Raw genomic sequence first — 22,646 nt, 5'->3', positions numbered from 1 at the left:
GCAGGGGGCGCCGGCCCTCCAGGTCCGAAAAGCGCCAGTGGCGCGGCGGCGCACGCGCTACGACGCTCGCATGCGGCTCGACGAGGAGGCTTGCTATCGCGCGCTCGAGACCCGCGACCGTCGCTTCGACGGTCGCTTCTTCACGGGCGTGCTGTCGACGGGCATCTACTGCCGCCCGATCTGCCCGGCGCGGACGCCGAAGCGGGAGCGCTGCGTCTTCTTCCCCTCGGCGGCGGCCGCGCAGGAGGCCGGCTACCGCCCGTGCCTGCGCTGCCGCCCCGAGGCCTCGCCCGGGACGCCCGCGTGGCTGGGCACGTCGGCGCTCGTCTCGCGGGCGCTCCGGCTCATCGCGGAGGGCGCGCTGGACGACGCGGACGCCCCGGCGCTCGCGGCGCGGCTCGGCGTGGGCGAGCGCCACCTCCGGCGGCTCTTCCTGCGGCACGTCGGTGCCTCCCCGCTCGCCGTGGCGCAGACGCGGCGCCTGCTCTTCGCGAAGAAGCTCCTCGACGAGACCGCGCTCTCGATGACCGAGGTGGCGCTCTCGTCGGGGTTCTCGAGCGTCCGCCGCTTCAACGACGCGATCCGCGCCACCTACGCGCGCACGCCGCGCGAGCTGCGCACGGCCGCCTCGAAGCGGGGCGGGGGAGCGGCGGGCGGCGCGCCGGACATCGCGCTCCGCCTCCCGTTCCGCCCGCCGCTCGACTGGGGCGCGCTCGCGGGCTTCCTCGCGGCGCGCGCGATCCCCGGCGTGGAGTCGGCGGACCCCGGCGCGTACCGCCGCGCGGTGCGCGTGGCCGGCGGGCACGGCGTCGTCGAGGTGCGCCCGGCGCCCGGCGAGCCTCACCTCCTCGCGCGGCTGCGGCTGCCCGGCACCGAGGGGCTCATCCACTGCGCGGAGCGCCTGCGGCGGCTGTTCGACCTCGGCGCCGATCCCGACGCGATCGCCGCGCACCTCCGGGCCGACCCGCGGCTCGCCCCGCTGGTCGCGGCGACGCCGGGCGCGCGCGTGCCGGGCGCGTGGGACGGCTTCGAGCTCGCGGTGCGGGCGATCCTGGGCCAGCAGGTGAGCGTCCGCGCCGCGACGCAGCTCGCGGGCCGCCTCGTCGAGCGGCACGGCGAGCCGCTGGCGGTGCGCGGCGGCCTGCCCGAGGGCGCCGAGGGGCTCCGCTTCGTCTTTCCGTCGCCCGAGGCGCTCGCCGCGGCCGATCTGACGGATCTCGGCCTGCCGCGCGCGCGCGCCGCGACGATCACCGGGCTCGCGGCGCGCGTGGCCCGCGGCGAGGTCGCGCTCGACGCCTCGCGCGGCCTGGACGAGACCGTGCGCGCGCTCTGCGCGGTGCCGGGCATCGGCGCGTGGACCGCGCACTACATCGCGATGCGGGCGCTGCGCGAGCCGGACGCGTTCCCGGCCACGGATCTCGGCCTGCGGCGCGCGCTCGGCGGCGTCTCCGGCGCGGAGCTCCTGGCGATGGCCGAGCCGTGGCGGCCGTGGCGCGCCTACGCGGCGATGCTCTTGTGGACGGCGGACGCGCAGGGAGCGCGGCCCGCGGAGAGGGAGGTGTCGGATGGATCTCTTGCTGGATGAGGTCGAGTCGCCGCTCGGGGCCATGCTCCTCGCGGCCGGCGGGGGCGCGGTCCACGCGCTCGAGTTCGCGGATCGCGCGCCGCGCCTCCGCGCCTCGCTCGCGGCGCGCTACGGCGCGGTCACGCTGCGCAGCGCCGCGGATCCGCACGGCCTCTCCGGCCGGCTGAGGGCCTACTGGCGCGGCGACCTCGGCGCGCTCTCGGGCATGCCGGTCGAGCCCGGCGGCACGCCGTTCCAGCGCCGCGTCTGGGCGGAGGTCCAGCGCATCCCTCCCGGCGCGACGCGCTCCTACGGCGAGGTCGCGGCGCTGCTCGGCCAGCCGTCGGCGTCGCGCGCGGTGGGCCTGGCGAACGGCAGGAACCCGGTCTGCCTGATCATCCCCTGCCACCGCGTCGTGGGCGCCCGCGGCGAGCTCACGGGCTACGCGGGCGGCATCGAGCGGAAGCGGTGGCTGCTCGGGCACGAGGGAGCGTCAGGGGAAGCAGGAGCGCGGCTCCTCTGCCACTAGGAAGAAGCCGCACTCCGTCGCGTCGGCGCAGCTGTAAAACGCATCGAGCTCCTCGCCGCACTGGTCCTCGCAGAATTTGTCGATGACCCCGCGGCAGTGCTCCACGACGCAGCAAGACGCCACAGACAGGCTCCGCTGGCACATCCGCGACGTGCAGGCCTGGACCTGATGGTCGACGCAGCCTGCGCAGTCGAACAGCACACCGCGGAACTCGCGGGGAGTCGTGGTGTCCGCCTCGAAGCAGTCGTCGACGCACGAGCTCACCGTGCACGCGTCGATGCACGGCTCCGTGTCGGCCGAGCACCGCGGGAGGTGGGAGTCCGGCAGCGCCTCGATCGGCTCCGCGCACGCCTTCACGACGCACGTGCCGCCCTCTCCGCACTCGCTGAGATCGTCCCGGCAGCTCGCGCCGTCGCAGCAGCGCTCGCCGACCCCGCCGCACGCCGTGCAGGCGCCATCGATGCAGTCCATCTCGCCGCACGCCTCGTCGCACGCGCCGCAGTGGCGCTCGTCCTGGGAGAGGTCGACGCACGTGGACCCGCACAGCGCGAGGCCGTCCTCGCACGCGCACCGCCCGCCCACGCAGGTCGTGTCCGCGGGGCACGACGCCCCGCAGGCGCCGCAGTTCTCCGGATCGGACTGAACGTCGATGCAGCGAAACCCCGAGGCGGACTCGAGCGGACAGTAACCCTGCCCGGCCGGGCACTCGCAGCGCCCGCTCACGCAGCGCGCATCGTCGGCGCCGCAGAGGGCGCTGTCCTTGCCCTCGTCGGCCGCGCCGTCGCAGTCGTTGTCGGCGCCGTCGCACACCTCGGCGAGCGCCGGGGCGTTCCGCGGATCGTCATCGTCGCAGTCCGTGCCGCCGCAGATCACGGGCAGCGCGCCGTCCCCATCGCCGTCGAGCCCCTCGAAGACGCACTGCCGGAGCGACTCGTCGCAGCGCTCTGCCTGGGTGCACGGATCCGCGTCCGCGCAGTCGGCCGACGTCGCGCACGCCTTGTCGGTGACGCAGGCGCCCCTCACCCGATCGCAGCGCCCGCCCGGACAGCGGGTGTCGTCCGTCTCCGACTCGCACCGACCGCCGACGCAGCGATCGACCGTACAGGGGTTGCCGTCCGCGCAGTCCAGCGCGCTCTCGCAGGCATCGCCCGACCCTTGCTGCGGGGCGCTGCTATCACAGCTCGCGAAGAGGAGCGCCGTCGACGCGATCAGCGAGGACAGACGAAAGAGAGAGGCGATACGGCGTTTTGGCAGGGAGGTTTTCATGAGGGCGCGCGTTCGAGAATAGAGCTCGACCGCGACCTCCCCACAAGCCGAGCGCCGCTTTACGACGGCGCGCCTCGAGGAGCGCCCCCACCTGCTACCGCGGGGCAGGACCCCCGCCAGGGATCTGCCTCGCGAGCGATGGAGAAACAAACGCAAAGGCGCAAAGGCGCAAAGACGCAAAACTACAAATCTTTTTTGCGTCTTTGCGCCTTTGCGCCTTTGCGTTGAATTCTCTCTCCGGATCCCTGGCCGGACTTCTGGCGGTCGGAACTACTGCTTTTTCGCCCCGAGCAGCGCCGCGATCGTCGGATAATCGCTGTCTTCCACCGCCCCCTGGATGACGCACGTCACCTGCCCGCTCGGCGACGCGAGCGCGTGGATCGGCAGCTCGTTCGCCTCCTTGACGCCGAGCGCCCTCATCCACCCGGCCCGCTGGGGCCCGTCCGGCAGCCAGTACGACGCGCGCACCCCGTTGCCCGGCTGCGCCTCCAGGAACCGCGACAGCTGCCGCTCGTCGTCGTCGATCGAGATGAACGCCAGATCGATGAGCACGCCGGCCGCCCGCAGCTTCTGCTGCCACCCGAGCAGCCGCGGCATCTCCTCCAGGCACGGCTTGCACCACGCCGCCCAGAAGTTCACCCACACCCACTTGCCGACGCCGAACCCGATGTTCGCCGGCGGCGCCTCCGCCCCCTGGGCCGCGACCGCCGTGAGCCCCCCCGCCGAGGGCGCCGGCCGCGGCGACTGCCCCGCGCACAGGAGCCGCGGCGCTGCCGGCGCCGCCGGCGCCGCCGCGCTCGCGGGCGCCGTCGCGCTCGCCGCCGCGGCGCCGCCCGGCGCCGTCACCGCGTTGCTCCGCCCCTGGCCCGGCGTCGGGGGCGGCGGCAGATCCGCCTTGTCCCCCTCGCACCCGCCCGCGAGCCCCGCGGCCACGGCGAGGGCCACGAGCGCGCCGATCCTCCTCGCGGCGCTCACAGCTGGCAGTCCACCCAGGAGACGAACGCGCTCCGGTTGATGGCCTCTGCCGTACATGCCTTGTCCTTGCGCGAGACGTTCCATTGGCAGTATTCCGCGCCGAGCTGGGCGAACTCGTTCCCGAGCCACAGCATCCCGACCTTCTTGTCCAGGTCCTGCTCCTTGAACTTGTCGGAGATGTCGAAGAGCACGCTGTTTGCGCGCTTGTGCGAGAGCGTCCGGTTGAACTCCGGCGTCCCCGTCTTCGACGCCCGGGCGACGATGAAGAAATAGCGCGCCCCGCGCCGATCGAGCCACATCTCCTCGATCATCTTCTTCGCCCCGTCGTCGAGCTTCTCCGACCCGTCGTCGAACATCACGACCCCGCCGCGCTGCTTCAGCGGCGTGAAGAGCGCGTTGAAGTCGTCGTCGCTGATCGACGCGAGCGTCTTCACGTCGGCCGGCTGGCACCCGCGCCGCGCCTCGGCCCCGACGAGGCCGCACGCGTTGAGCACCCGCTGCAGCACCGTCTTGAACGCCGGCGTGCAGTACGGCGCCTCGGCGTCGTTGGCGATGGCCACCGCCGGCCTCACCGCCTCGGCCACCCCCGTCTTCAGGCGCTGCGACGCGGCCTGCACCTCGCCGTGCACCGTCACGCCCGACGCGACGAGCATCGCGCACCCGGCCACGATCCCGATGACCCCTGCGCCCTTCATGACCACCTCACCTCGTCCGGAGGGCCGGCGCGAGCTGCCGGATGGCATACGACAGCCCGATGTCGGTGTCCTCGTCACAGAGCCGCGTCGTGCCCAGGAACATCTGCGGCGTCGACACGGGAAGCTTGTTGTCCACGATGAACCGGAGCATCCGGTTCAGCCGCAGCGACGTCTCCTTCGAGTCCATGCACGCGTCGAGCCCCGGCCAGCGCTGCCGGATCGCCGCCTGCACGTTGGCGGTGCCGGCCCCCGCCTTCGCCCCCTCCAGGAGCTCCTCCTGGTGGTCGTAGGCCCACTCGAGCACATCCATCGCCCGGTGATCGCTGCAGAGGATCGCCTTGGAGAGGAGGCACGCGCCCGGGTGCACCGGCCGGTCGAGCATCCAGTTGCACTCGCTGTCGAGCGGGAACAGCACCAGCGTCACGTCGAGCTTCTCGAACACCCCCTCGGACACGAGCCGCTGGTGGAACGCCTTGCACGTCGGGCAGAGCGGATCGACGAAGATCGTCGCCGGCTGCACCGCGCCCGGGTGCTTCACCTGGAGCAGCGCGCCGTTCGGCTCGGTCGGCTTCTCCAGCTTGCCGCAGCCGGTCATGTAGCTCGCGTAGCTCGGCAGCGCGCTCGCGTAGAGCAGCGCCGGCGTCACCGTGCACACGCCGAGCGCGACGAGCCACCCCGGCAAGAGCAGCTTCGAGCCCATGCGGCGCGCCGGCGCGGGCCCGGCGGGCGCCCCGGCCGGCGCGTCGACGCCGAGGGGCGCCATCGGCACCGTGGGCCCCACCCCGGCCGCCCCGGCCGGCCGCGGCGTCGCGCTGGACCAGGCCGCGGCGCGCGCCGCCCTGCGGTCCTCGACGAACGCCCACACGCCGCCGGCCGCGAGCAGCGCCGACGAGACGTACATCCCGACGCACGTCTTGCAGAACACCCCGAGCCGCAGCGCCGAGATGAGCGCCATCAGGATCGACACCGCGAGCGGCGTGAGGCCCGCGACGAACAGGAAGTGCGCCGCGCGCCGCGGCGCGTGCTGGCCCGAGAGCAGCACGTAGAGCGCGAACGCCGCGAAGAACGCGAACGCGCCCAGCGCGAACAGCGAGATCGGGATACCGCCCCAGAAGCTCTCGCGGAACAGCGCGGAGTAGGGGCTGTACATCGCCACGCGGCACGCCGTGTCGGCCCCCGCCTGCGCGCCGAGGCCGGGGATGAAGCTGCAGTGCAGGTCGTGGACCTGCCGGTCGAGGTGCCGGATGTAGTCGAACGTCGACGAGGCGCTGAACGCCAGCCCCAGGAGCGACCCGCTGAGCGCGAGCGCCGCAGGCCCGCGAGGACTACGACTGCCTGACATGGCCGAGTGGATTACGCGACGTCGGGCAACGCGTCAAATCGAGGGCGCCCGCGCGTACGGGCGTCTCCCGACGCGGCGCGATGAGCCCGCCGGCTCAGCGGCCCGCCGCGCGCTCCTCGGCGAGGAAGAGCGTCGTCGAGAACCGCCCGACCGGCTCGATCCACTGCTGATGACAGCGGAACCCCGCGCGCTCCCCCATGCGCACCACCCCCTCCGGGGTGTACTTGTACGAGCTCTCTGTCCAGATGGATTCGCCCTCGTCGAAGGCGACCTCGAGGTCGAGCGCGCCCACGCGGATCGACTGCCGCCGGCGGCTGACGAGGTGCATCTCGACGCGCGAGGCCTCCGCGCTCCACGCCGCGCGGTGCTCGAACGCGCGGAGGTCGAAGGTCGCGCCGAGCTCCCGGTTGACGCGCGCGAGCAGGTTCTTGTTGAAGGCCGCGGTGACGCCGAGCGGATCGTCGTACGCGAGCAGCAGGTCCGCCGCGGGCTTCACGAGGTCGGCGCCGAGCAGCAGCCCGTCCCCGGCGCGGAGCGCGCCGCGCACCCCCGCGAGGAACGCCGCCGCGGCCGCCGGGGCCAGGTTGCCGATGTTCGAGCCGAGGAACAGCACGAGCACCGCGCCCCCGTCGCCCCGGGCGTCGACCGCGCGCCGCGCCGCCGCGCGGGCCAGGCCCTCCTCGTACCTCGCCCGGTGGGCCGACGCCTCCACGCGCGGCAGGCGGCCCAGGGTCCGGCGCGAGAGGTCGAGCGCCGTCTCCGAGACGTCCACGAGGTGCACGCAGAGGCGAGGCACCCGCTTGCAGAGCGGCGCCGCCAGCAGGGCGAGCTTCTCCCCGCTGCCGCAGCCGAGCTCGACGATCGAGGCGCCGGCCCCGAACGGCGCGACCATCTCCTCGGCGTGCCGCTCGAGCAGCGCCCGCTCCGCGCGCGTCAGCGGATACCAGGGGAGCTGACAGATCGCCTCGAAGAGGTGCGAGCCGAGCGCATCGTAAAAATACTCCGGCGAGAGGTGCTTCGGCGACGCCTTCAGGCCCGACCGGACATCCGCCATGAAGCGGTCGAGCGGTTCTGTCGTGTGCATCACAGAACCTTACCCGCGGACCTCCGAGAGGGCTCCTCGAAATCCGTGGAGGTCCAACGATTGGCAAAGCCACCACCCGCTCGCCCATTCCCGCGAGCGTTCCCGCGAGCCGCCCCGATTTCTCGGGATCGTCACGGCCGTTGCCCACGCGATCGGCCGCTGCTAGGGAGCTGCCCTCGGGGATCCAGGATCCCAGAGCCCATTCCGATGACGACCTCTGCACCCGGCGCGGCGAGCGGCGCGCCCCTTCCCGTGAAGCTTGGTCCGTTCGACGCCGAGTTCCTCGCGGACCTGCCCTACGACCCGTCGGTCCTCTTCTTCGACGAGCTCCTCGAGGTGGACGCCGAGAGGAGCCTGGTGCGCTGCCGCATGCCGACCGACCGCCCGATGCCGCTCGTCGACGCGCAGCGGGCGCACCCGCTGCTGCACCCGCGCCACGTCGCCGGCGCGATCATGGTGCACGCGACGGGGATGCTCGGCTTCGTGCACGCCTACCACCTGCTCGGCCTCCGGCACCGCGAGGGCTGGATTGGTTATGGCACCAACATCCACCGGGTGGTCTTTCGCAAGCTCGTCCAGCCGGGCGCCCCCATCGAGGCGACGTGCGTGGCGACGCGCTCCCGGCTCGGCCAAAAGCGGCACATGATCCGCTATTCGTTCGAGTTCCGGCACGAGGGCAGCGTCTGCTACGAGGGCGATCAGACCGCCGTGTGGATGCGCGTGCAGGACGTCCCAGCCATGGATTCTCGACCGGCGCTCGAGGAGCTCGAGCGATCCCTCGCTTGACCCGCGCGTTCGGCTCGTCTACCGGCCCTCCCATGCCGGATTTCGATGCGGGATCGATCGTCCCGTCCACACGCGATCTTCTCCAGGTGCTCTCCACCCGTAGAAAGAACATGGCTCTGGTCGGGCTCGTCGGCTCGGAGTCGCCAGCGGAGGATGCGGCGCGGCTGCAGGAGCTCAACATCTCTGCGCTCGCGTTCGCCGAGGCGGGGCCCGCCATGCAGGGGGCCGCGCGCGCGACGAGGACCGTGCCGTCGCTCTGCCTGTCCCGGGTGAGCGATCGCGACGGCGCGCTCGCGGCGCGCTACCACGGGGCGGACGGGGTCTGCATCGACGCGCTCCTGCCGCTCGACGACTGGGACCGCCTCGCGAAGGGGGCGAGGACGATGCGCATGCTGCCGCTCGCCCTGGCCGAGAGCCCGGAGGGGGCCGAGGCCGCCGCGAAGGTCGGCGCGCGCGCCGTCCTGGTCCGGGGCGCCTCGGCCGACGCGGTGATCGCGTCGGTCGCGTCGCTCCCGAAGACGCTCACCGTCGTCGCCGAGGTGCTCTCGGCCGACGCCGACGCGCTCCGCCGCCTCGTGGGCCACGTCGACGCGGCGATCGTCCCGCCCTCCGTCCACACGTCGCCCCAGTTCCCGGCGCTCGTCGCCGAGGTCGATCCCTGAGCCGGGGCGGGGCGGCCGCCGAAATGTCGGGCCGCCCCTCGACGGCCCGGCCTCCCGCCTCCACGATCGGACCTCGATGAACGACGCCCACGGACTGGACGAGCAGCGGCGCGCGCTCCGCGAAGGGGCGCTGGTGCAGCCCATGCCCGAGCTCGGGACGCTGATCGTCACCGGCTCGGACCGGCAGACCTGGCTCAACGGCCTGGTCACGTGCGATCTCGCCCCGCAGAAGCCGCTGCCCGCCGGGGCCAAGGCCGCGCCCCCCGCGGGCGGGGCGTACGGGCTCAACGTGGTGAAGACCGGGAAGATCTTCGCCGAGGTGTGGATCGTGATCGCGGAGGACCGCATCTACGTCGGCGCGCTCCGGGATCGCATCGAGGCGCTGCGCGAGAGCTTCGATCGCTACCTGATCATGGAGGACGCCGAGCTCGCGGACGCCACGGGCGAGCACGCCTGGGTCTTCGCCCACGGCCCGCGGGCCGCCGATCTCGCGGCGGCCGGGCGCGCGGCCGGCGCGGACGCCGCGATCGTCGACTGGACCGGCCTCGGGGGCGCGCTGTTCGTCGCGCCGCGGCAGGCCGAGGGCGCCGTGCTCGAGGCGCTGCGCGCCGCGGGCGGGGCCGGCCCCGTCCTGCCCACGACGGCGGCGGCGTGGGAGGTGCTCCGGGTCGAGAACAACGTCCCGCGCTTCGGCGTCGACTTCGACGACCAGAACTTCCCGCAGGAGGCGTCGCTCGAGGAGCGCGCCGTGTCGTTCAACAAGGGCTGCTACCTGGGGCAGGAGACGGTGTTCATGCTCCAGATGCGCGGCCACGCCAAGAAGCGGCTCGTGCAGCTCGCCGTCGAGGGGGAGGACGCCGTGCCCGCGGGCGCGGAGATCGCGCTGCCCGACGGCGCCGCCGTCGGCGCCGTGACGAGCCAGGTCAAGGATCCGGGCGGGCCGCGGGTGCTGGCGCTCGGCTTTGTCAAGTACAAGCACGCCACGGTCGGCGCGGAGCTCCGTGTCGCCGGCCGGGCGGCCGAGATCACGCGCGCGCCGGGGGCCTCACCAGGGACGGGCGGCGCGGCGCCGAAGCGCTGACCGCCCCGGTAAGAAGCGCGTGACCCGGCGCGTATGCGCCGCATGAGCGGAAGGATCGGCGGCGCTGCTCTCTGCGGCACCCGCTGCCTCCGGCGCGTGAGCCCATGGTCACTTCCTCAGGCTGCGCTCGAAGGGCGTCACGCACGTGCGCGCGAGGCTCGGTCCGCCCGGCACGCGCACCGCTCCGAGCGGCCGAGGTCATGGCAACGCGACGAGCGCGGGTGTTCGCTCAAGAGGCAGGGGAGCGCATCGGGACCATCATTCCTCGATGGTCGATGAAATTGCCACGCCAGCTTCCAAAAAAAGCTCAGAAAAAAAAAGCTTCTGAGCACGATAAATCACGCTGATTCGTGACAATTTGTGTCTGTGTATTGTAATGGTGGCGAGCTTCGCTGATAGGCGTGCTGAGCTCCCTTGACAGGGATTGCCCTCTTGATAGGGTCGTGTCGTTCGGCGTTCCCTGGCACAGGGGGAGAGGCGCGGAGGGCTCTCGATGGCTCAGCGTTCCGTTCGCCTGGAGTCGACCGCGTTGTCCGGGGTTCCCTTTACCTTGTGCAGGACGCGGCCCTCGATCGACATCCATGGCCTATATCGTTATGACGTCGAGCTCGCGTTGGACGATCCGGAGAGCCTGCGCGGCCGTGAGATCTGGAAGAGCCGCGCGACGCTGGTGTTCGTGGTGAACGGCGAGGAGACCGCGGTGCATGGAATGGTCGCGGAGCTCTCGCAGGCCCAGCAGTTGGGCCGCAGCGGTGTCAGCCTTCATTTCGCCCTCGTGCCGCGTGTCTGGGACATGACCCGGGCGCCTGCGAGAGGGACCTTCCTCAACCGCACCGTTCCCGACATCATCGCACAGAAGCTGCAGGCCGCCGGGTTCGCCGAGGGCGACGACTTCGTCCTGCATCTGAGTCGCGAGCACCAGCCGCGCGAGCGCCTGGTCCAGCACGACCGGAGCGACTTCGACTTCATCCAAGAGTTGTGCAGGAGCGCAGGGCTGTCCCTCTCGTTCGCGCACGGCGATGGACGCGACGTGCTCGTCATCTCGGACATCTCGGACACGGAGCGCGCCCAGGGCTCGCGCGGCCCTTGACCTCTGCCGGCTCCGCCGCGGCGGTTTGAAATCGCCGCGCCGCCTCGTGTATGGTGGTCATGTGCCACCCATCACCGCGCGGCCTTGCCGTGCCTCCGTCTGCTCAGCTCCATGAGCGCCGACACTGGCATCGACATCCCCGGGCCGATGTCCGCGGCGCTCCACCGCTTCTCACGCGGCTTTCTGCCGAGCTCGGTGCTGCAACGCGAGCTCATCGAGCTCCGGCCGATGGGCTCGGAGCGGAGCCTCATCCCGAGGAGGCTCCATGTGGAAGGCGACGTGCTTCTCGTCACGTGCGAGGTCGACAGCCCGGACGTCTCGTTGCGCGGCACCGCGCTGGAGGACCTGAGTCGCCTGCGCCTGGAGGGGGCCTGCGAGGACGGCACCCGGTTCTCTGCGCGCGTCGCCGCCATGCTGTCCCTGGAGTGGAGGACGGCGCGCATCGCGCGCGCGGTGCTCTCGTGCGACGACTGGATGATCGGCAGGCCCGCGGTCAGGCCGATGCTCTGGGGGGGGATCACGGACGTCGAGCTGCCTTCCGGCCGCGGCAACCTCCGCCTGACCACCGCAGAAGGCCACGTTTCGGAGGACGACTACTGCCTCCGAGGGCAACGGTATACCTACTACCTGATCCGCCACCAGCGCGAACGTGGCGACGTCCGCTGGGTCGTCGCCGTGGATCCTCGTGGCGCGACGGAGCTTGACCGCGACATCTTCCGCCGTGACCTGAGGAGCATCGCGTTCTGCTTCGGACGTCCATTCCGCGTCGGCGTGCTTCACGGCCTGAGCGAGGACGGCGGGCGGGCAGGCTTCGTCAAGATCGGCGCTGAGGAGCACCTTGCAGGGCGCCGCCGCGCGCTCTCCCCCGTCCCGCCAGCGCGGAGAGCCGCCGAGGCTTCATGGCCGGTGGCCCTGTTCGAGGCCATCTCGAGGTACAGCGTGCGTCCCGACGCGCGCGAGGCCGCGCTCACGACGGCGATCGCGAGCTACGTCGAGGCGCTCCACGAGACCTCGGCGGACGGTGCCGGGCTGAAGCTGCTGCGCGGCGCGCTCGCGGCGGCGAAGCTCGTGCTCGATGGCAAGGCCGTCCAGCGAGCGGACAGGGAGCGTTGGAAGAGCTGTGTGCAGCACGCCGACATGATCAAGGCGCAGGCGGGGGCCCTGCTCTCGAACAAGCTCCTCGCCGCGCTGCGGAGCGCAGAGCAAGCGCGGGCGAGCACCTTGATCGACGCCGCCTTCTCCGCCGTGGGGCTCGGCCTGCTGCAAGAGATGGAGGACGCGATCACCGCCGTCGCGAGCAGCCTCCTCGCAGAGGACGCCGTGGCGCGGCCAGACGAGAGGAGCACCGCGATCCTCGGGTCCGTGCTGGTGGCGCTCGTGGCGAAGGCCGTGGGGTACGAGGGACCGATCTGCGGGTGGGAGAGGCCGCCGTTCGAGGATTCCTGCGAACCCGCCGGCGAGTGGTGGCCTGTGAAGAAGAGCGCTGGCGATCTCGTCGGGCGCTTCTCCGCGGATGCTCCCGGGCACACGGGCCCGCGCGGTGCGCGCCCGCATTGGCCTCATTTCAGCGAGTCGAAGGTGCCCATCGAGGGGCCCGTTGCGATGATCGCCTCGTTCGCGGAGGAGTTGGAGGAGAGGACCGATGGCCTCGTCATCGCGAGCGTCAAGCCGCTCACTCACGTCCCGGGGGAGCCTGCCGCGTTCGATTTTGTCCTCGCGCCGGCGGGCAAGCCCAAGTCGGAGGTCCGACTCCTGGTGATCCACGAGACCGGGAGAGGGGAGGTCCGGATCACGGACTGGGACGGCGAGGAGCACACGCTCGGCGAGGAGGAGCGGCTCGCGACTTTCCTGGATGAGCTCGCGCATCGGAGGGACACGGGGGAGCTCGTGCGGCGGCTCCGGGCCGCTGCGCGGGAGCCGCCGGAGCCGTGAGGAGCCGGCCGTACACCGCCCTTCTGTGGAACATGGGCATCTACCATGATCCGGAGCTCCCCGATCGCGTCCGGCTGTCGCGGCTCGCCGTCCTCAGGACGCTCATCGCGCTGTACGCTCCGAGCTTCGTGGCGCTCCAGGAGGCACCCGATGATCTCGGGCGGGGGGACCTCGGGCCCAGGTATCGGGTCATCTCGGGCTTGGGTGGCATCACGACCGCGGTCCTCCAGACGGCGTGGAGGGTGCGCGATCACAGCACGATGGAGGGCTGGAGGGCGCTCGTCGTCAAGGTCGATCCCCTCGCCGGGGGGCTCGACCTCTGGCTCTGGAACTTGCACCAGCCGATCCTGCACAAGGACTCCGAGGAGCGGCGGACGCTGTCGCGGTGCGAGCCGCGCGATGATCTCCGTCGGTTCAGGGCGCGCGATCCCAACCGGGGGGAGCTCGTGGTCGGCGACTTCAACCTGGAGCCCCACGACGTCGCGATGGTGGGCCGCGACGGCTTCTACGCGCGGAGCTCCCCTGAATGGGTGCTGTCGAGGCCGAGCCGGCGAGACCTCTTGTACCGGCCTCTGTACAACGCGACGCCGACACCCTCCGCCTCGCAGCGCGACGATCCCCCCTACGGGAGCTATTACCGCGACAAGGGCAAGGACGGCGCGGGGCCGTGGTTCAGGCCGGATCAGGTGCTCATGTCGGCCGAGCTCTTGCGCTGCGGCAAGCCGCGGGTGACGCTCCTGCCGCGGGCGGGCGAGACGGACCTCTGCGCTCCAGCGCATCGGCGTCCCGATCCGAAGGTGGGCTCGGACCACCTCCCTCTCCTCATCGAGCTCATGGCCTAGTACAGCGTTCCCCAAGCTCGTCCCTGGATCCGAGGTGAGCCCGCCGAGGCCTTCGCGAGAGGTGCGCCGGTGTAACCGCCGTTCGCGCTCGAGCGCCGCGTGGCCGCGAAGAGCGCCGCCGTCCAGACGCACTTCCCCTCGCGATGAAATTTTTCAACGATGACGGCGGCTTCGATAAGCTGCGCTCCACAATCGCGGTGGAGTACGCGATCGTGCTATGCGTAGCAGATGCTCATACACCGCCTGAAATTCTCTTCTTCCGCCGTCCTCACGTGTGTGGTGCTGCTCGTCGCAGCGTGCAGTGACGGCGCCGACTCGCCGGGCACGACGACGGGGACCACGAGCGGCAGCGGGACAGCGTCGGGTGGCGGCTCGCCCGGCAGTTCCGGCTCGACCGCAACCAGCGGGGGCGCGGCCGGCGGGGGCGCGGCCGGCGGGGGCGAGGCCGGCGGGGGCGCCGGCGGAGCGGGCTCGGGTGGCATGGGCGGCGTATCCGACGGTGGCGGAGGTACCGCGGGCGACGGAGGTGCAGGGGGCAGCGCTGGCGAGGGCGGCGGCCCGGCATTCCAGCCCTGCCCGGCGAGCGGCTCCTGTAAGATCATGCCCTTCGGCGATTCAATCACGCAGGGTTTCAACGTCGCCGGCGGCTACCGCGCCCCGCTGTTCCACCTCGCGCTCGAAGCGAACCACGACATCACCTTCGTCGGTTCCGCCAGTGATTACAGCGTGCCCATGGTGGACGGAGTGACGTTCCCGAGGAACCACGAGGGTCACGGCGGCTGGACGATCGAGGGCAACAACGGCATCGCGAAGCTCGTGGGCACCAGCATTCCGAACTACAAGCCCAACATCATTACGTTGATGATCGGAACGAACGACATCAACGGTAACATCAACCTTGCGGACGCACCGAATCGCCTGGGCAAGCTGCTCGACTCGATTTTCATGAGTGATCCGAACATCCTCGTGGTGCTCGCGCAGATCGTGCCGACGAGAACGGACGGCACGAACAACGCCGTCAAGGCCTACAACGCGGCCATGCCCGACCTGGTTTCGACGCGCGTCAGCAAGGGGCAGCACATCGTGCTGGTGGACATGTACACAGCGTTCACCAACGACACGAACTACAAGCAGTCCCTCCTCGCCGACAATCTCCACCCGAACCAGGCAGGGTATAACCGCATGGCCGATGTTTGGTTCCAGGCGTTGAGTCCGTATCTCCGCTGAAAAAGGCGAACGCCACCAACGCTTGAGCAGATTCGCGGCGCACGCCGTTCGAGCCGAAATTGAGGAGCTCGCGGCGCAGCTCCCGAAGCCCAAGGCCCGACTGTTGGGTCCGGGTTGGGTCCATGCCCTCTGAAGGGGTGCGATCCGTCGTCACGCCTCCCTGAAATGCCGGCGGATTCCACGGATCGCGACGGTTCGGCACCGCAAATTCGTCCTTGGGGAACGCTGTACTAGCCCTCGAGCTTCGCGCCGCTTCCGCCGTTGCCGGTGAGCTGGGTCTTGTACAACGCGTGGTAGGCGCCGCCTGCGGCGAGGAGCTCCGCGTGCGCGCCGCGCTCGACGATGCGGCCTGCGTTCATCACCAGGATCACGTCGGCGTCGCGGATCGTCGAGAGGCGATGGGCGATGACGAAGCTCGTGCGCTGGGCGCGCAGGGCGGCCATCGCGCGCTGGACGAGCACCTCGGTCCGGGTGTCGACCGAGGAGGTCGCCTCGTCGAGGATCAGGATCGCCGGGCTCGCGAGGAACGCGCGCGCGATCGTGATGAGCTGCTTCTCGCCGGCGCTCAGGTTGCCCGACTCCTCGTCGATGACCGTGTCGTAACCGGCGGGCAGGGCGCGCACGAAGCGGTCGACGTGCGCCGCGCGCGCCGCCTCCTGGACGTCGGCCTCGGCCGCGGCCGCGTTGCCGAACGCGATATTGTCGCGGATCGTGCCCGAGAACAGCCATGTATCCTGAAGCACCATACCGAGCTTCGCGCGCAGCTCGTGGCGAGGCAAGCGCGCGATGTCGACACCGTCGATGAGGATCCGACCGCCGTCGAGCTCGTAAAACCGCATCAAGAGGTTCACGAGCGTGGTCTTGCCGGCGCCGGTCGGACCGACGATCGCGACCGTCTGGCCTGGCATGATCGTGAGATCGAGATCCTCGATCAGGGGCTCGTCGGGCTTGTAGCGAAACGTGACGTGCTCGAACCGGACCTCGCCGGCGACCTTCGGTAGGGCGGCGGGCGGGGCGGCCTCGGGCGACTGGCCCTGTTCGTCGAGCAGCTCGAACACCCGCTCTGCGGAGGCAACGCCCGACTGGAGGACGTTCGTGACGGACGCGAGCTGGCCGAGCTGCTGAGAGAACTGGCGCGAGTAGTGGATGAACGCTTGCACGCTGCCGAGCAGCATCGCGCCCGACGCGACGCGCAGGCCGCCGACGACGGCGATGGCGACGTAGGTCAGGTTCCCGACGAAATTGACCGCCGGCATGATGGTGCTGGACATGAACTGCGCGCGGAAGCTGGTCTCGAACAGCTCCTGATTCGTGGACTGGAAGCGCGCCTCGACGTCGCGGCGCCGCCCGAGCACGTTGACGAGCGAGTGGCCGGTGAACGCCTCCTCGATCTGGCCGTTGAGCGCGCCGACCTGCGCCCACTGCGCGACGAACTTCGCCTGCGCGCGCTTCGCGACCGCCGCGGTCGTGAGCACCGAGAGCGGCACGGTGAAGAGCGTGATCACCGCGAGCGCCGGCGAGATCACGACGAGCATGACGACGATGCCGGCGAGCGTCAGCGCGCCGTTCATGATCTGCGTCAGCGTCTGCTGCAGGCCCTGCGCGATGTTGTCGATGTCGTTGGTGACGCGGCTCAGGAGCTCGCCGTGCGGGCGGCCGTCGAAGTAGGCGAGCGGCAAGCGGGCGAGCTTGTCCTGCGCGTCGGTGCGGAGCTGCCGCACGGTGCGCTGCACGACCTCGTTGAGCAGGTAGCCCTGCAGCCAGGCGAACAGCGACGCGCCGGTGTACAGCGCCATCACGAGCAGGAGCAGCTCGGCGAGCTCGCGGAGCTGGATGCCGCGGCCGGGGACGAGGTCCATGTGGCCCACGAGCTCGGCGAGCCGCGCCTGGCCGGAGCGCTGGAGCTCCGCGACGGCCTCGGCCTTCGTGGCGGCCGCCGGGAGGCGGGCGCCGATCACGCCGGAGAAGATGATGTCGGTCGCGCGGCCGAGCAGCTTCGGTCCGGCCAGGCCGAGGCCCACGCTGAGCAGCGAGCACGCGATCACGACCGCGAGGCGCGCGCGCTCGGGGGCGAGGCGGCCGAGGAGGCGCCGCGCGGAGGGCGCGAACCGCTTCGCCTTCTGCGGCGGCGCAGCCCCCATGCCGAAGGGGCCGCGCTGCAGCATCGGGGAGCGCGCCCCCCCGGGGGCGGCGGGCGGGGGACCGGCGCGACGCGCGCTCACGCGGCCACCGCCGCCTCGCGCTGCGAGGCCACGATCTCCGCGTACGTCGGGCACGACGCGAGCAGCTCGCCGTGCTTGCCCTGGCCGACGAGCTCGCCGCCGTCGAGCACGAGGATCTGGTCCGCGTCGACGATGCTCGACACGCGCTGCGCGACGACGATCACCGTGGCGGCGCGCGTGCGCTCGGCGAGCGCCGCCCGCAGCCGGGCCTCGGTCGCGACGTCGAGCGCGGAGAAGGCGTCGTCGAACAGGAACACGCGCGGCCGGCGCAGCAGGGCGCGGGCGATCGAGAGCCGCTGGCGCTGGCCGCCGGAGACGTTCGTGCCGCCCTGCCCGATCGGCGTGTCGAGCTTGTGCGGCATGGCCTCGACGAAGTCGCGCGCCTGCGCGGCGGCGAGCGCCGCCCAGAGCTGCTCGTCGGTCGCCGCGGGGTCGCCGTAGCGCAGGTTCGAGGCCACCGTGCCGGAGAACAGGAAGGGTCGCTGCGGCACGAGCCCGATGCACGACCACACCGCCTCGAGGGCGAGCATGCGCGCGTCGACGCCGTCGAGCCGGACCTCGCCGCTCGTCGGATCGATGAGCCGCGCGATCAGGTCGAGCAGCGTGGTCTTGCCCGAGCCGGTGCTGCCGACGATCGCGGTGACCTGCCCGGGGCGCGCGACGAACGAGATGCCGCGCAGGACGGGCAGCTCGGCGCCCGGATATCGGTACTCGACGTCTCGCAGCTCGACGACGCCGGCCGGCTCGACGAGCGTCACGGGCTGGTCGGGGGCGCGCACGGACGGCTCGGTGTCCAGCACCTCGAGGATGCGCTCCGAGCACGCGGCCGCGCGCGGCAGCATGACGGCCATGAACGTCACCATCATCACCGCCATGAGGATCTGCGTCAGGTAGGCGAGGAAGGCCGTCATCGAGCCGATCGCGAGCCTGCCGTCCGCGATCTGGTGCGCGCCGAACCACAGGACGGCGACGCTCGAAGCGTTGAACACGAACATGACGGTCGGGAACATCATCGCTTGCAGGCGCCCGATGTGCAGCGCGGCCTCGGTGAGGTCGCCGTTCGCGCGATCGAAGCGCGCCGCCTCGGCGCGCTCGCGGACGAAGGCGCGGATCACGCGCACGCCGGTGATCTGCTCGCGGAGCACGCGGTTCACCGCGTCGATGAGGGGCTGCATCCGCCGGAACTGCGGCACCATCCGCGACATGATCGCGACGACGGCGCCCGCCAGGAGCGGCACCGCGATCGCGAGCAGCCAGGCGAGCGACCTGTCCTCGCGCAGCGCCATCACGACGCCGCCGACGCACATGATCGGCGAGAGGACGAGCATCGTACTGCCCATCATCACCACCATCTGCACCTGCTGGACGTCGTTGGTCGTGCGCGTGATGAGCGACGGCGCGCCGAACCGCGACAGCTCGCGCGCGGAGAACTCGCCGACGCGGTGGAACACCGCCGCGCGCAGGTCGCGGCCGAAGCTCATCGCGGCGCGCGCGCCGGCGTAGTTCGCGGCGACCGAGCACACGATCTGGACGCCGGTGATCGCGAGCATGATCGCGCCGAGCTCCAGGATCCGCGGCGTGTCACCGGCGGCGATGCCGTGATCGATGATGTCGGCGTTCAGGCTCGGCAGGTACAGCGAAGCGAGCGTCGCCACGAGCTGGAGCGCGACGACGATCGCGAGCAAGGGCGCCTGCGGGCGCAAGAAACGGCGCAATAGCTGCCTCAGCAAGGCTCCTCCTCTTCGGAGCGGCGGCGGATGGCGCCGAGCAGGATCGTCACGACCTCCGCGGCGGTCAAGGTCATGCCTCGGCGATCCGCGGGCGCGTGTCCGCGAGCGACGCCATGCGCGAGCGGTGCTATGAGAGCGGCGATCTTGGCCATGAGCTCCTCCAGCCCTTCCGCCCAGCCCGGTCGCCCCCGCATCCTCACCGGAGACACGCCCACCGGGCGCCTCCACGTCGGCCACTGGGTCGGATCCATCGAGAACCGCGTCCGCCTCCAGGACAGCTACGAGTGCTACCTCCTCATCGCCAACGTCCATGCGTTCACGACGCGCGCGGACCGGCCGGACGACATCCGCCGCGACATGCTGGAGATCGTCAAAGACTGGTTGGCCGCGGGCATCGATCCCGAGCGCTCCACGCTCGTCCTCCAGAGCGAGGTCCCCGCGATCGCCGAGCTCACGTGGTTCCTCGCGATGCAGCTCCCCTTCAACCGGGTGATGCGGAACCCGACGCTCAAGCACGAGATCGAGACCAAGGGGCTCGGCGACAAGTATAGCTTCGGGTTTCCGCTGTACGCGGTCGGGCAGTGCGCCGACATCCTCGCTTTCCGCCCCGCGCTCGTCCCGGTCGGCGAGGATCAGGTCGCCCACCTCGAGATGTGCCGCGAGGTCGCGCGGCGCTTCAACCACGTCTACTGCGACGTCGATCCGGCGCTCGACGACGAGGCGCACGTCACCGCGGGAGGCCTGTTCCCGATCCCCGCGCCGCTCGTGGGCCGCGTCGGCAGGCTGGTCGGCACCGACGGCGTCCACAAGATGTCGAAGAGCCTCAACAACGCCATCTTCCTCTCGGACAGCACCAAAGAGATCAAGAAGAAGGTGGGTGCGCTCTACACCGGCCGGCAGAGCATGACCGACCCGGGCGACATCACGAGCTCCCTGTTCCAGTACGTGCGCGCGTTCATCAAGGATCCGGCGCGGGTCCAGGCGCTCGAGGAACGCTACAGCCGGGGGGACAACATCGGGGACGGCCACATCAAGGCCGAGATCACGGCGGCGATCGACGAGCTCCTCGGCCCGATGCGCGCCCGCCGCGCCGAGTACGACAGACCCGGCGGCGACGATCTGGTCCTGGACATCCTGCGGGAGCACGCGGCGCGCGCCAACGCGGTGGCCGAGGAGACGCTCTACCTCGCCAAGCAGAAGATGAGGATGGATATCGGCCGGCGCACGCTCGGTCTCTGATTCGCCCCGCGTCGCCGGTGGCTCAGCCGCGCGCGGCGCGGGGGCGCCCCCGCGCCGCGCGGGCCGCGCCCCGCCTCACGGGAAGATCTCGCGCTCGCCGTACACGGCCGCGAGCCGCTGCAGCGCCACGGCGTAGGCGGCGAGGCGCAGCGTGCACTTCTTCTGCCGCGCCATCTCGGTCACCTCGCGGTAGGCGCGCTTCATCGCCTTCTCGAGCCGGGCGTCGACCTCCTCGAGCGTCCACGTCTCGGACCGCTTGTTCTGCACCCACTCGTAGTAGCTCACCGTGACGCCACCCGAGTTGGCGAGGACGTCCGGCAGGATGTCGATCCCGCGCTCCAAGAGGACCTTCTCCCCCTCGGGCGTGCACGGCCCGTTCGCGCCCTCGGCCACGAGCCGGACCTGCAGCCAGCTCGCCTCCTCCACCCCGACCTGGTTCTCCAGGGCCGCCGGGATGAAGATGTCCGCCTTGAGCCGGAAGAACTCCTCGCGGCTGATCGGCTTGCCCGCCGGGTAGCCCGCGATCGAGCGGTGCTTCTTCACGTAGTCCTGAAGCTTGTGCGGATTGAACCCCTCCGGATTGTAGAGGTACCCGGTGTGGTCGCCGACCGCGACGGTCGAGGCGCCGAGCTTCGACAGGAGCACGGCCGTGTTCGAGCCGACGTTGCCGAACCCCTGCACGAGCAGCGTCGCGCCGCCGAGGTTCACGTCGTTGTCCTCGGCCCACTCGGTGATGCAGTGGACGACGCCCTGCCCGGTGGCCTTCTCGCGCCCGTACGTGCCGCCCGACGCCACCGGCTTGCCGGTCACGACGCCCTTCACCGCCTGCTTGAAGAGCTGCCCGACGGTGTTCATGTACGTGTCCATGGCCCACGCCATGGTCTTCGCGTCGGTGCCGACGTCGGGCGCAGGGATGTCCGTCTCCGGGCCGATGTTCGAGCCGAGCGCATGGAAGAAGCGGCGCGTGATGCGCTGGAGCTCGGCGCGCGACACCTCGTTCGGGTTGAACTTGATGCCCCCCTTGCCGCCGCCGAGCGGCAGGTTCATGAGCGCGCACTTCCACGTCATCATCGCGGCGAGCGCCTTGAGGTCGTCGAGCGACACCGTCTCGTGGTAGCGAATGCCCCCCTTGAACGGCCCGAGGAGGTTGTTGTGCTGGATCCGGTAACCCTTGAAGAGCCGGATGCTGCCGTCATCCATCCGTACGGGGAAATTGACGATGATCTCGTTCTTGGGCTGGCTCAGGATCGTGGTGATGTACCCCGGCAGCTCGATCAGGCGGGCGGCCTCGTCGAGATAACCCTGGACGACTTTGAAGAACTCGTATTTGTGCTTATGGCCCGGAGCAGCAGCGCCGCTCACCGGCGGAGTCGTGTTCTTGGTACTGACTTGATCTTCCATGGCTCTGTAACTTTCTAGTGCGCGGCGCGGCCCAGTTCAATGTGTCGAGCGCAATCATGCGGCGCGTCACGCGGTTGCAGACGGCCGGGGCATTGCGTCAGCTCGGCAGTACGCGGCGCGGCGCCGCGCGGGCGCTGCGCCGGCGCGACGCCGCTCACGATCGCGACCAGAGGACGTAGAGATACGTGATGGTCCCGGTGACGAGCAGGGCGTCGACCCGGTCGAGGATGCCGCCGTGGCCGGGCACGATCCCGCCCGAGTCCTTGATCCCGAAGGAGCGCTTGAACAGGGACTCCCCGAGGTCCCCCGCCTGACCGAGGCCGCCCGCGACGATCGCGAGCGCGAGCCCGTCGACGAGCGGCAGCGACCGGAGGAACCAGAAGTGGGCGAGCAGCGCGCCGAGCACCGCGAAGAGCAGGCCGCCGAGGGCGCCCTCGACGGTCTTCTTCGGGCTCACCGCCTCGTAGAGCTTGCGCCGGCCGAGGAAGCGGCCGGCGAAGTAGGCGCCGGTGTCGGAGAACCAGGAGAGCAGCAGCGCCAGCACCACGAACGAGGGGCCGTCGGCGCCGGCGTCGCGCCGGAGCAGCGCCAGCGCGCCGAGCCCGCCGCCCACGTAGAGCGGGCCGAAGGTCATCGCCAGCACGCGCAGCGCCGCGGTGCGCATGTCGCCGAGGCGCACCAGCGTGACGAGCATCGCGACGAACGGCAGCAGGAAGATCAGCGCGAGCAGCGCGGCCGGCGAGCCGCCGAAGCGCCAGAGCACGCCGAGCACGCCGAGGGTGAGCGCCACGCCGGCGACGCGCGCCGCGCGGTCGTCCGCGTGGGTCATCGCGAAGAACTCGAGCGCGCCGATGGCGGAGGCGACCGCGACGAGCGCGGCCCACCCCCAGCTCGGGCCGAGGTAGAGCAGCGAGAGGAGGAGCGGAGCGGCCACGATCGCGGTGAGGACCCGCATCGTGAGGTTGGAAGCAGCCAAGCG

The 22,646-nt window shown here is 71.2% G+C and carries 20 protein-coding genes; 10 read left to right on the top strand and 10 right to left on the bottom strand.

The window, feature by feature from the left end; translation table 11 throughout:
- Positions 1-70: 70 nt before the first annotated feature.
- Positions 71-1,585, top strand: coding sequence for an AlkA N-terminal domain-containing protein (locus WME98_RS08455; RefSeq protein ID WP_437950807.1), 1,515 nt, complete (start codon positions 71-73; stop codon positions 1,583-1,585).
- Positions 1,566-2,093 carry a methylated-DNA--[protein]-cysteine S-methyltransferase gene (locus WME98_RS08450; RefSeq protein ID WP_437950806.1) on the top strand — a complete coding sequence of 176 codons (528 nt, stop codon included), beginning with the start codon at positions 1,566-1,568 and terminating at the stop codon, positions 2,091-2,093. Before WME98_RS08455 ends, WME98_RS08450 begins: the two co-directional genes overlap by 20 nt.
- On the opposite strand, the gene WME98_RS08445 is transcribed toward WME98_RS08450, so the two are convergent.
- The 5 genes from WME98_RS08445 to egtD form a co-directional block, all read right to left on the bottom strand.
- Positions 2,058-3,359 (bottom strand): MopE-related protein, encoded by a 1,302-nt coding sequence (locus tag WME98_RS08445; RefSeq protein WP_437950805.1) that lies wholly within the window; start codon positions 3,357-3,359, stop codon positions 2,058-2,060. The two genes, WME98_RS08450 and WME98_RS08445, sit on opposite strands and share 36 nt — an antisense overlap.
- Before the next feature lie 270 nt (positions 3,360-3,629).
- A complete protein-coding gene (locus WME98_RS08440; protein WP_437950804.1) occupies positions 3,630-4,304 on the bottom strand; it encodes a TlpA family protein disulfide reductase in 675 nt (224 codons plus the stop codon).
- Positions 4,305-4,330: 26 nt separating this feature from the next.
- Positions 4,331-5,029: a hypothetical protein gene (locus WME98_RS08435; protein ID WP_437950803.1), complete on the bottom strand. Its 699-nt coding sequence runs from the start codon at positions 5,027-5,029 to the stop codon at positions 4,331-4,333.
- A gap of 7 nt (positions 5,030-5,036) precedes the next feature.
- Positions 5,037-6,371 carry a vitamin K epoxide reductase family protein gene (locus WME98_RS08430; protein ID WP_437950802.1) on the bottom strand — a complete coding sequence of 445 codons (1,335 nt, stop codon included), beginning with the start codon at positions 6,369-6,371 and terminating at the stop codon, positions 5,037-5,039.
- Between the two features lie 94 nt (positions 6,372-6,465).
- A complete protein-coding gene (gene egtD, locus WME98_RS08425) occupies positions 6,466-7,455 on the bottom strand; it encodes an L-histidine N(alpha)-methyltransferase (RefSeq protein WP_061623409.1) in 990 nt (329 codons plus the stop codon).
- A 207-nt stretch (positions 7,456-7,662) separates the two neighbouring features.
- Here egtD and WME98_RS08420 point away from each other — a divergent pair, with 207 nt between their 5' ends.
- The 7 genes from WME98_RS08420 to WME98_RS08390 all read left to right on the top strand — a co-directional run bounded on the left by WME98_RS08420 (position 7,663) and on the right by WME98_RS08390 (position 15,075).
- The gene (locus WME98_RS08420) at positions 7,663-8,241 is read left to right on the top strand and encodes a hypothetical protein (RefSeq protein ID WP_020739354.1); all 579 of its coding nucleotides are present in this window, start codon (positions 7,663-7,665) and stop codon (positions 8,239-8,241) included.
- Between the two features lie 110 nt (positions 8,242-8,351).
- Positions 8,352-8,903, top strand: a complete 552-nt coding sequence (locus WME98_RS08415; RefSeq protein ID WP_437950801.1) for a hypothetical protein — start codon at positions 8,352-8,354, stop codon at positions 8,901-8,903.
- Between the two features lie 76 nt (positions 8,904-8,979).
- Complete coding sequence (ygfZ, locus tag WME98_RS08410) at positions 8,980-9,984, top strand: CAF17-like 4Fe-4S cluster assembly/insertion protein YgfZ (RefSeq protein WP_437950800.1); 1,005 nt, start codon at positions 8,980-8,982, stop codon at positions 9,982-9,984.
- 493 nt (positions 9,985-10,477) lie between these two features.
- The gene (locus WME98_RS08405) at positions 10,478-11,074 is read left to right on the top strand and encodes a contractile injection system protein, VgrG/Pvc8 family (protein WP_437950799.1); all 597 of its coding nucleotides are present in this window, start codon (positions 10,478-10,480) and stop codon (positions 11,072-11,074) included.
- Positions 11,075-11,185: 111 nt separating this feature from the next.
- Entirely contained in the window at positions 11,186-13,006 is a 1,821-nt protein-coding gene (locus WME98_RS08400) for a hypothetical protein (RefSeq protein ID WP_437950798.1), read from the top strand.
- 32 nt (positions 13,007-13,038) lie between these two features.
- Complete coding sequence (locus tag WME98_RS08395) at positions 13,039-13,848, top strand: hypothetical protein (RefSeq protein ID WP_437950797.1); 810 nt, start codon at positions 13,039-13,041, stop codon at positions 13,846-13,848.
- A gap of 228 nt (positions 13,849-14,076) precedes the next feature.
- The gene (locus WME98_RS08390) at positions 14,077-15,075 is read left to right on the top strand and encodes an SGNH/GDSL hydrolase family protein (protein WP_437950796.1); all 999 of its coding nucleotides are present in this window, start codon (positions 14,077-14,079) and stop codon (positions 15,073-15,075) included.
- A 230-nt stretch (positions 15,076-15,305) separates the two neighbouring features.
- Here the strand turns inward: WME98_RS08390 and WME98_RS08385 are convergent, their stop codons facing one another.
- The 3 genes from WME98_RS08385 to WME98_RS08375 are packed head-to-tail and all read right to left on the bottom strand — an operon-like array spanning position 15,306 to position 19,179.
- Entirely contained in the window at positions 15,306-17,240 is a 1,935-nt protein-coding gene (locus WME98_RS08385) for an ABC transporter ATP-binding protein (RefSeq protein WP_437953965.1), read from the bottom strand.
- Between the two features lie 53 nt (positions 17,241-17,293).
- Positions 17,294-19,027 (bottom strand): ABC transporter ATP-binding protein, encoded by a 1,734-nt coding sequence (locus WME98_RS08380; protein WP_437950795.1) that lies wholly within the window; start codon positions 19,025-19,027, stop codon positions 17,294-17,296.
- Positions 19,021-19,179, bottom strand: a complete 159-nt coding sequence (locus tag WME98_RS08375; RefSeq protein ID WP_437950794.1) for a hypothetical protein — start codon at positions 19,177-19,179, stop codon at positions 19,021-19,023. Before WME98_RS08375 ends, WME98_RS08380 begins: the two co-directional genes overlap by 7 nt.
- Here WME98_RS08375 and trpS point away from each other — a divergent pair.
- On the top strand, positions 19,178-20,266 hold the full coding sequence (gene trpS / locus WME98_RS08370) for a tryptophan--tRNA ligase (protein WP_061624810.1): 1,089 nt from the start codon (positions 19,178-19,180) through the stop codon (positions 20,264-20,266). The two genes, WME98_RS08375 and trpS, sit on opposite strands and share 2 nt — an antisense overlap.
- Before the next feature lie 75 nt (positions 20,267-20,341).
- Here trpS and WME98_RS08365 read toward each other — a convergent pair whose 3' ends face one another.
- Positions 20,342-21,667, bottom strand: coding sequence for a Glu/Leu/Phe/Val family dehydrogenase (locus WME98_RS08365; protein ID WP_437332891.1), 1,326 nt, complete (start codon positions 21,665-21,667; stop codon positions 20,342-20,344).
- 154 nt (positions 21,668-21,821) lie between these two features.
- Entirely contained in the window at positions 21,822-22,643 is an 822-nt protein-coding gene (locus WME98_RS08360; RefSeq protein ID WP_437950793.1) for a phosphatidate cytidylyltransferase, read from the bottom strand.
- Between the last annotated feature and the right edge of the window lie 3 nt (positions 22,644-22,646).

Origin of the sequence: Sorangium sp. So ce296 (genome assembly GCF_051529605.1) — a bacterium.
Lineage (GTDB): Bacteria > Myxococcota_A > Polyangia > Polyangiales > Polyangiaceae > Sorangium > Sorangium cellulosum_D.
This window is presented reverse-complemented; position numbering and strand designations above follow the sequence as displayed.

Bases quoted from the DNA above. Each gene is read 5' to 3' on its own strand.
- WME98_RS08365 (WP_437332891.1), bottom strand. From the start codon at position 21,667: ATGGAAGATCAAGTCAGTACCAAGAACACGACTCCGCCGGTGAGCGGC.
- WME98_RS08450 (WP_437950806.1), top strand. From the start codon at position 1,566: ATGGATCTCTTGCTGGATGAGGTCGAGTCGCCGCTCGGGGCCATGCTC.
- WME98_RS08435 (WP_437950803.1), bottom strand. From the start codon at position 5,029: ATGAAGGGCGCAGGGGTCATCGGGATCGTGGCCGGGTGCGCGATGCTC.
- WME98_RS08420 (WP_020739354.1), top strand. From the start codon at position 7,663: ATGACGACCTCTGCACCCGGCGCGGCGAGCGGCGCGCCCCTTCCCGTG.
- trpS (WP_061624810.1), top strand. From the start codon at position 19,178: ATGAGCTCCTCCAGCCCTTCCGCCCAGCCCGGTCGCCCCCGCATCCTC.
- ygfZ (WP_437950800.1), top strand. From the start codon at position 8,980: ATGAACGACGCCCACGGACTGGACGAGCAGCGGCGCGCGCTCCGCGAA.
- WME98_RS08455 (WP_437950807.1), top strand. From the start codon at position 71: ATGCGGCTCGACGAGGAGGCTTGCTATCGCGCGCTCGAGACCCGCGAC.
- WME98_RS08405 (WP_437950799.1), top strand. From the start codon at position 10,478: ATGGCTCAGCGTTCCGTTCGCCTGGAGTCGACCGCGTTGTCCGGGGTT.
- WME98_RS08385 (WP_437953965.1), bottom strand. From the start codon at position 17,240: ATGCTGCAGCGCGGCCCCTTCGGCATGGGGGCTGCGCCGCCGCAGAAG.
- WME98_RS08445 (WP_437950805.1), bottom strand. From the start codon at position 3,359: ATGAAAACCTCCCTGCCAAAACGCCGTATCGCCTCTCTCTTTCGTCTG.
- WME98_RS08395 (WP_437950797.1), top strand. From the start codon at position 13,039: ATGGGCATCTACCATGATCCGGAGCTCCCCGATCGCGTCCGGCTGTCG.
- WME98_RS08375 (WP_437950794.1), bottom strand. From the start codon at position 19,179: ATGGCCAAGATCGCCGCTCTCATAGCACCGCTCGCGCATGGCGTCGCT.
- egtD (WP_061623409.1), bottom strand. From the start codon at position 7,455: ATGCACACGACAGAACCGCTCGACCGCTTCATGGCGGATGTCCGGTCG.
- WME98_RS08390 (WP_437950796.1), top strand. From the start codon at position 14,077: ATGCTCATACACCGCCTGAAATTCTCTTCTTCCGCCGTCCTCACGTGT.
- WME98_RS08430 (WP_437950802.1), bottom strand. From the start codon at position 6,371: ATGTCAGGCAGTCGTAGTCCTCGCGGGCCTGCGGCGCTCGCGCTCAGC.
- WME98_RS08400 (WP_437950798.1), top strand. From the start codon at position 11,186: ATGAGCGCCGACACTGGCATCGACATCCCCGGGCCGATGTCCGCGGCG.
- WME98_RS08415 (WP_437950801.1), top strand. From the start codon at position 8,352: ATGGCTCTGGTCGGGCTCGTCGGCTCGGAGTCGCCAGCGGAGGATGCG.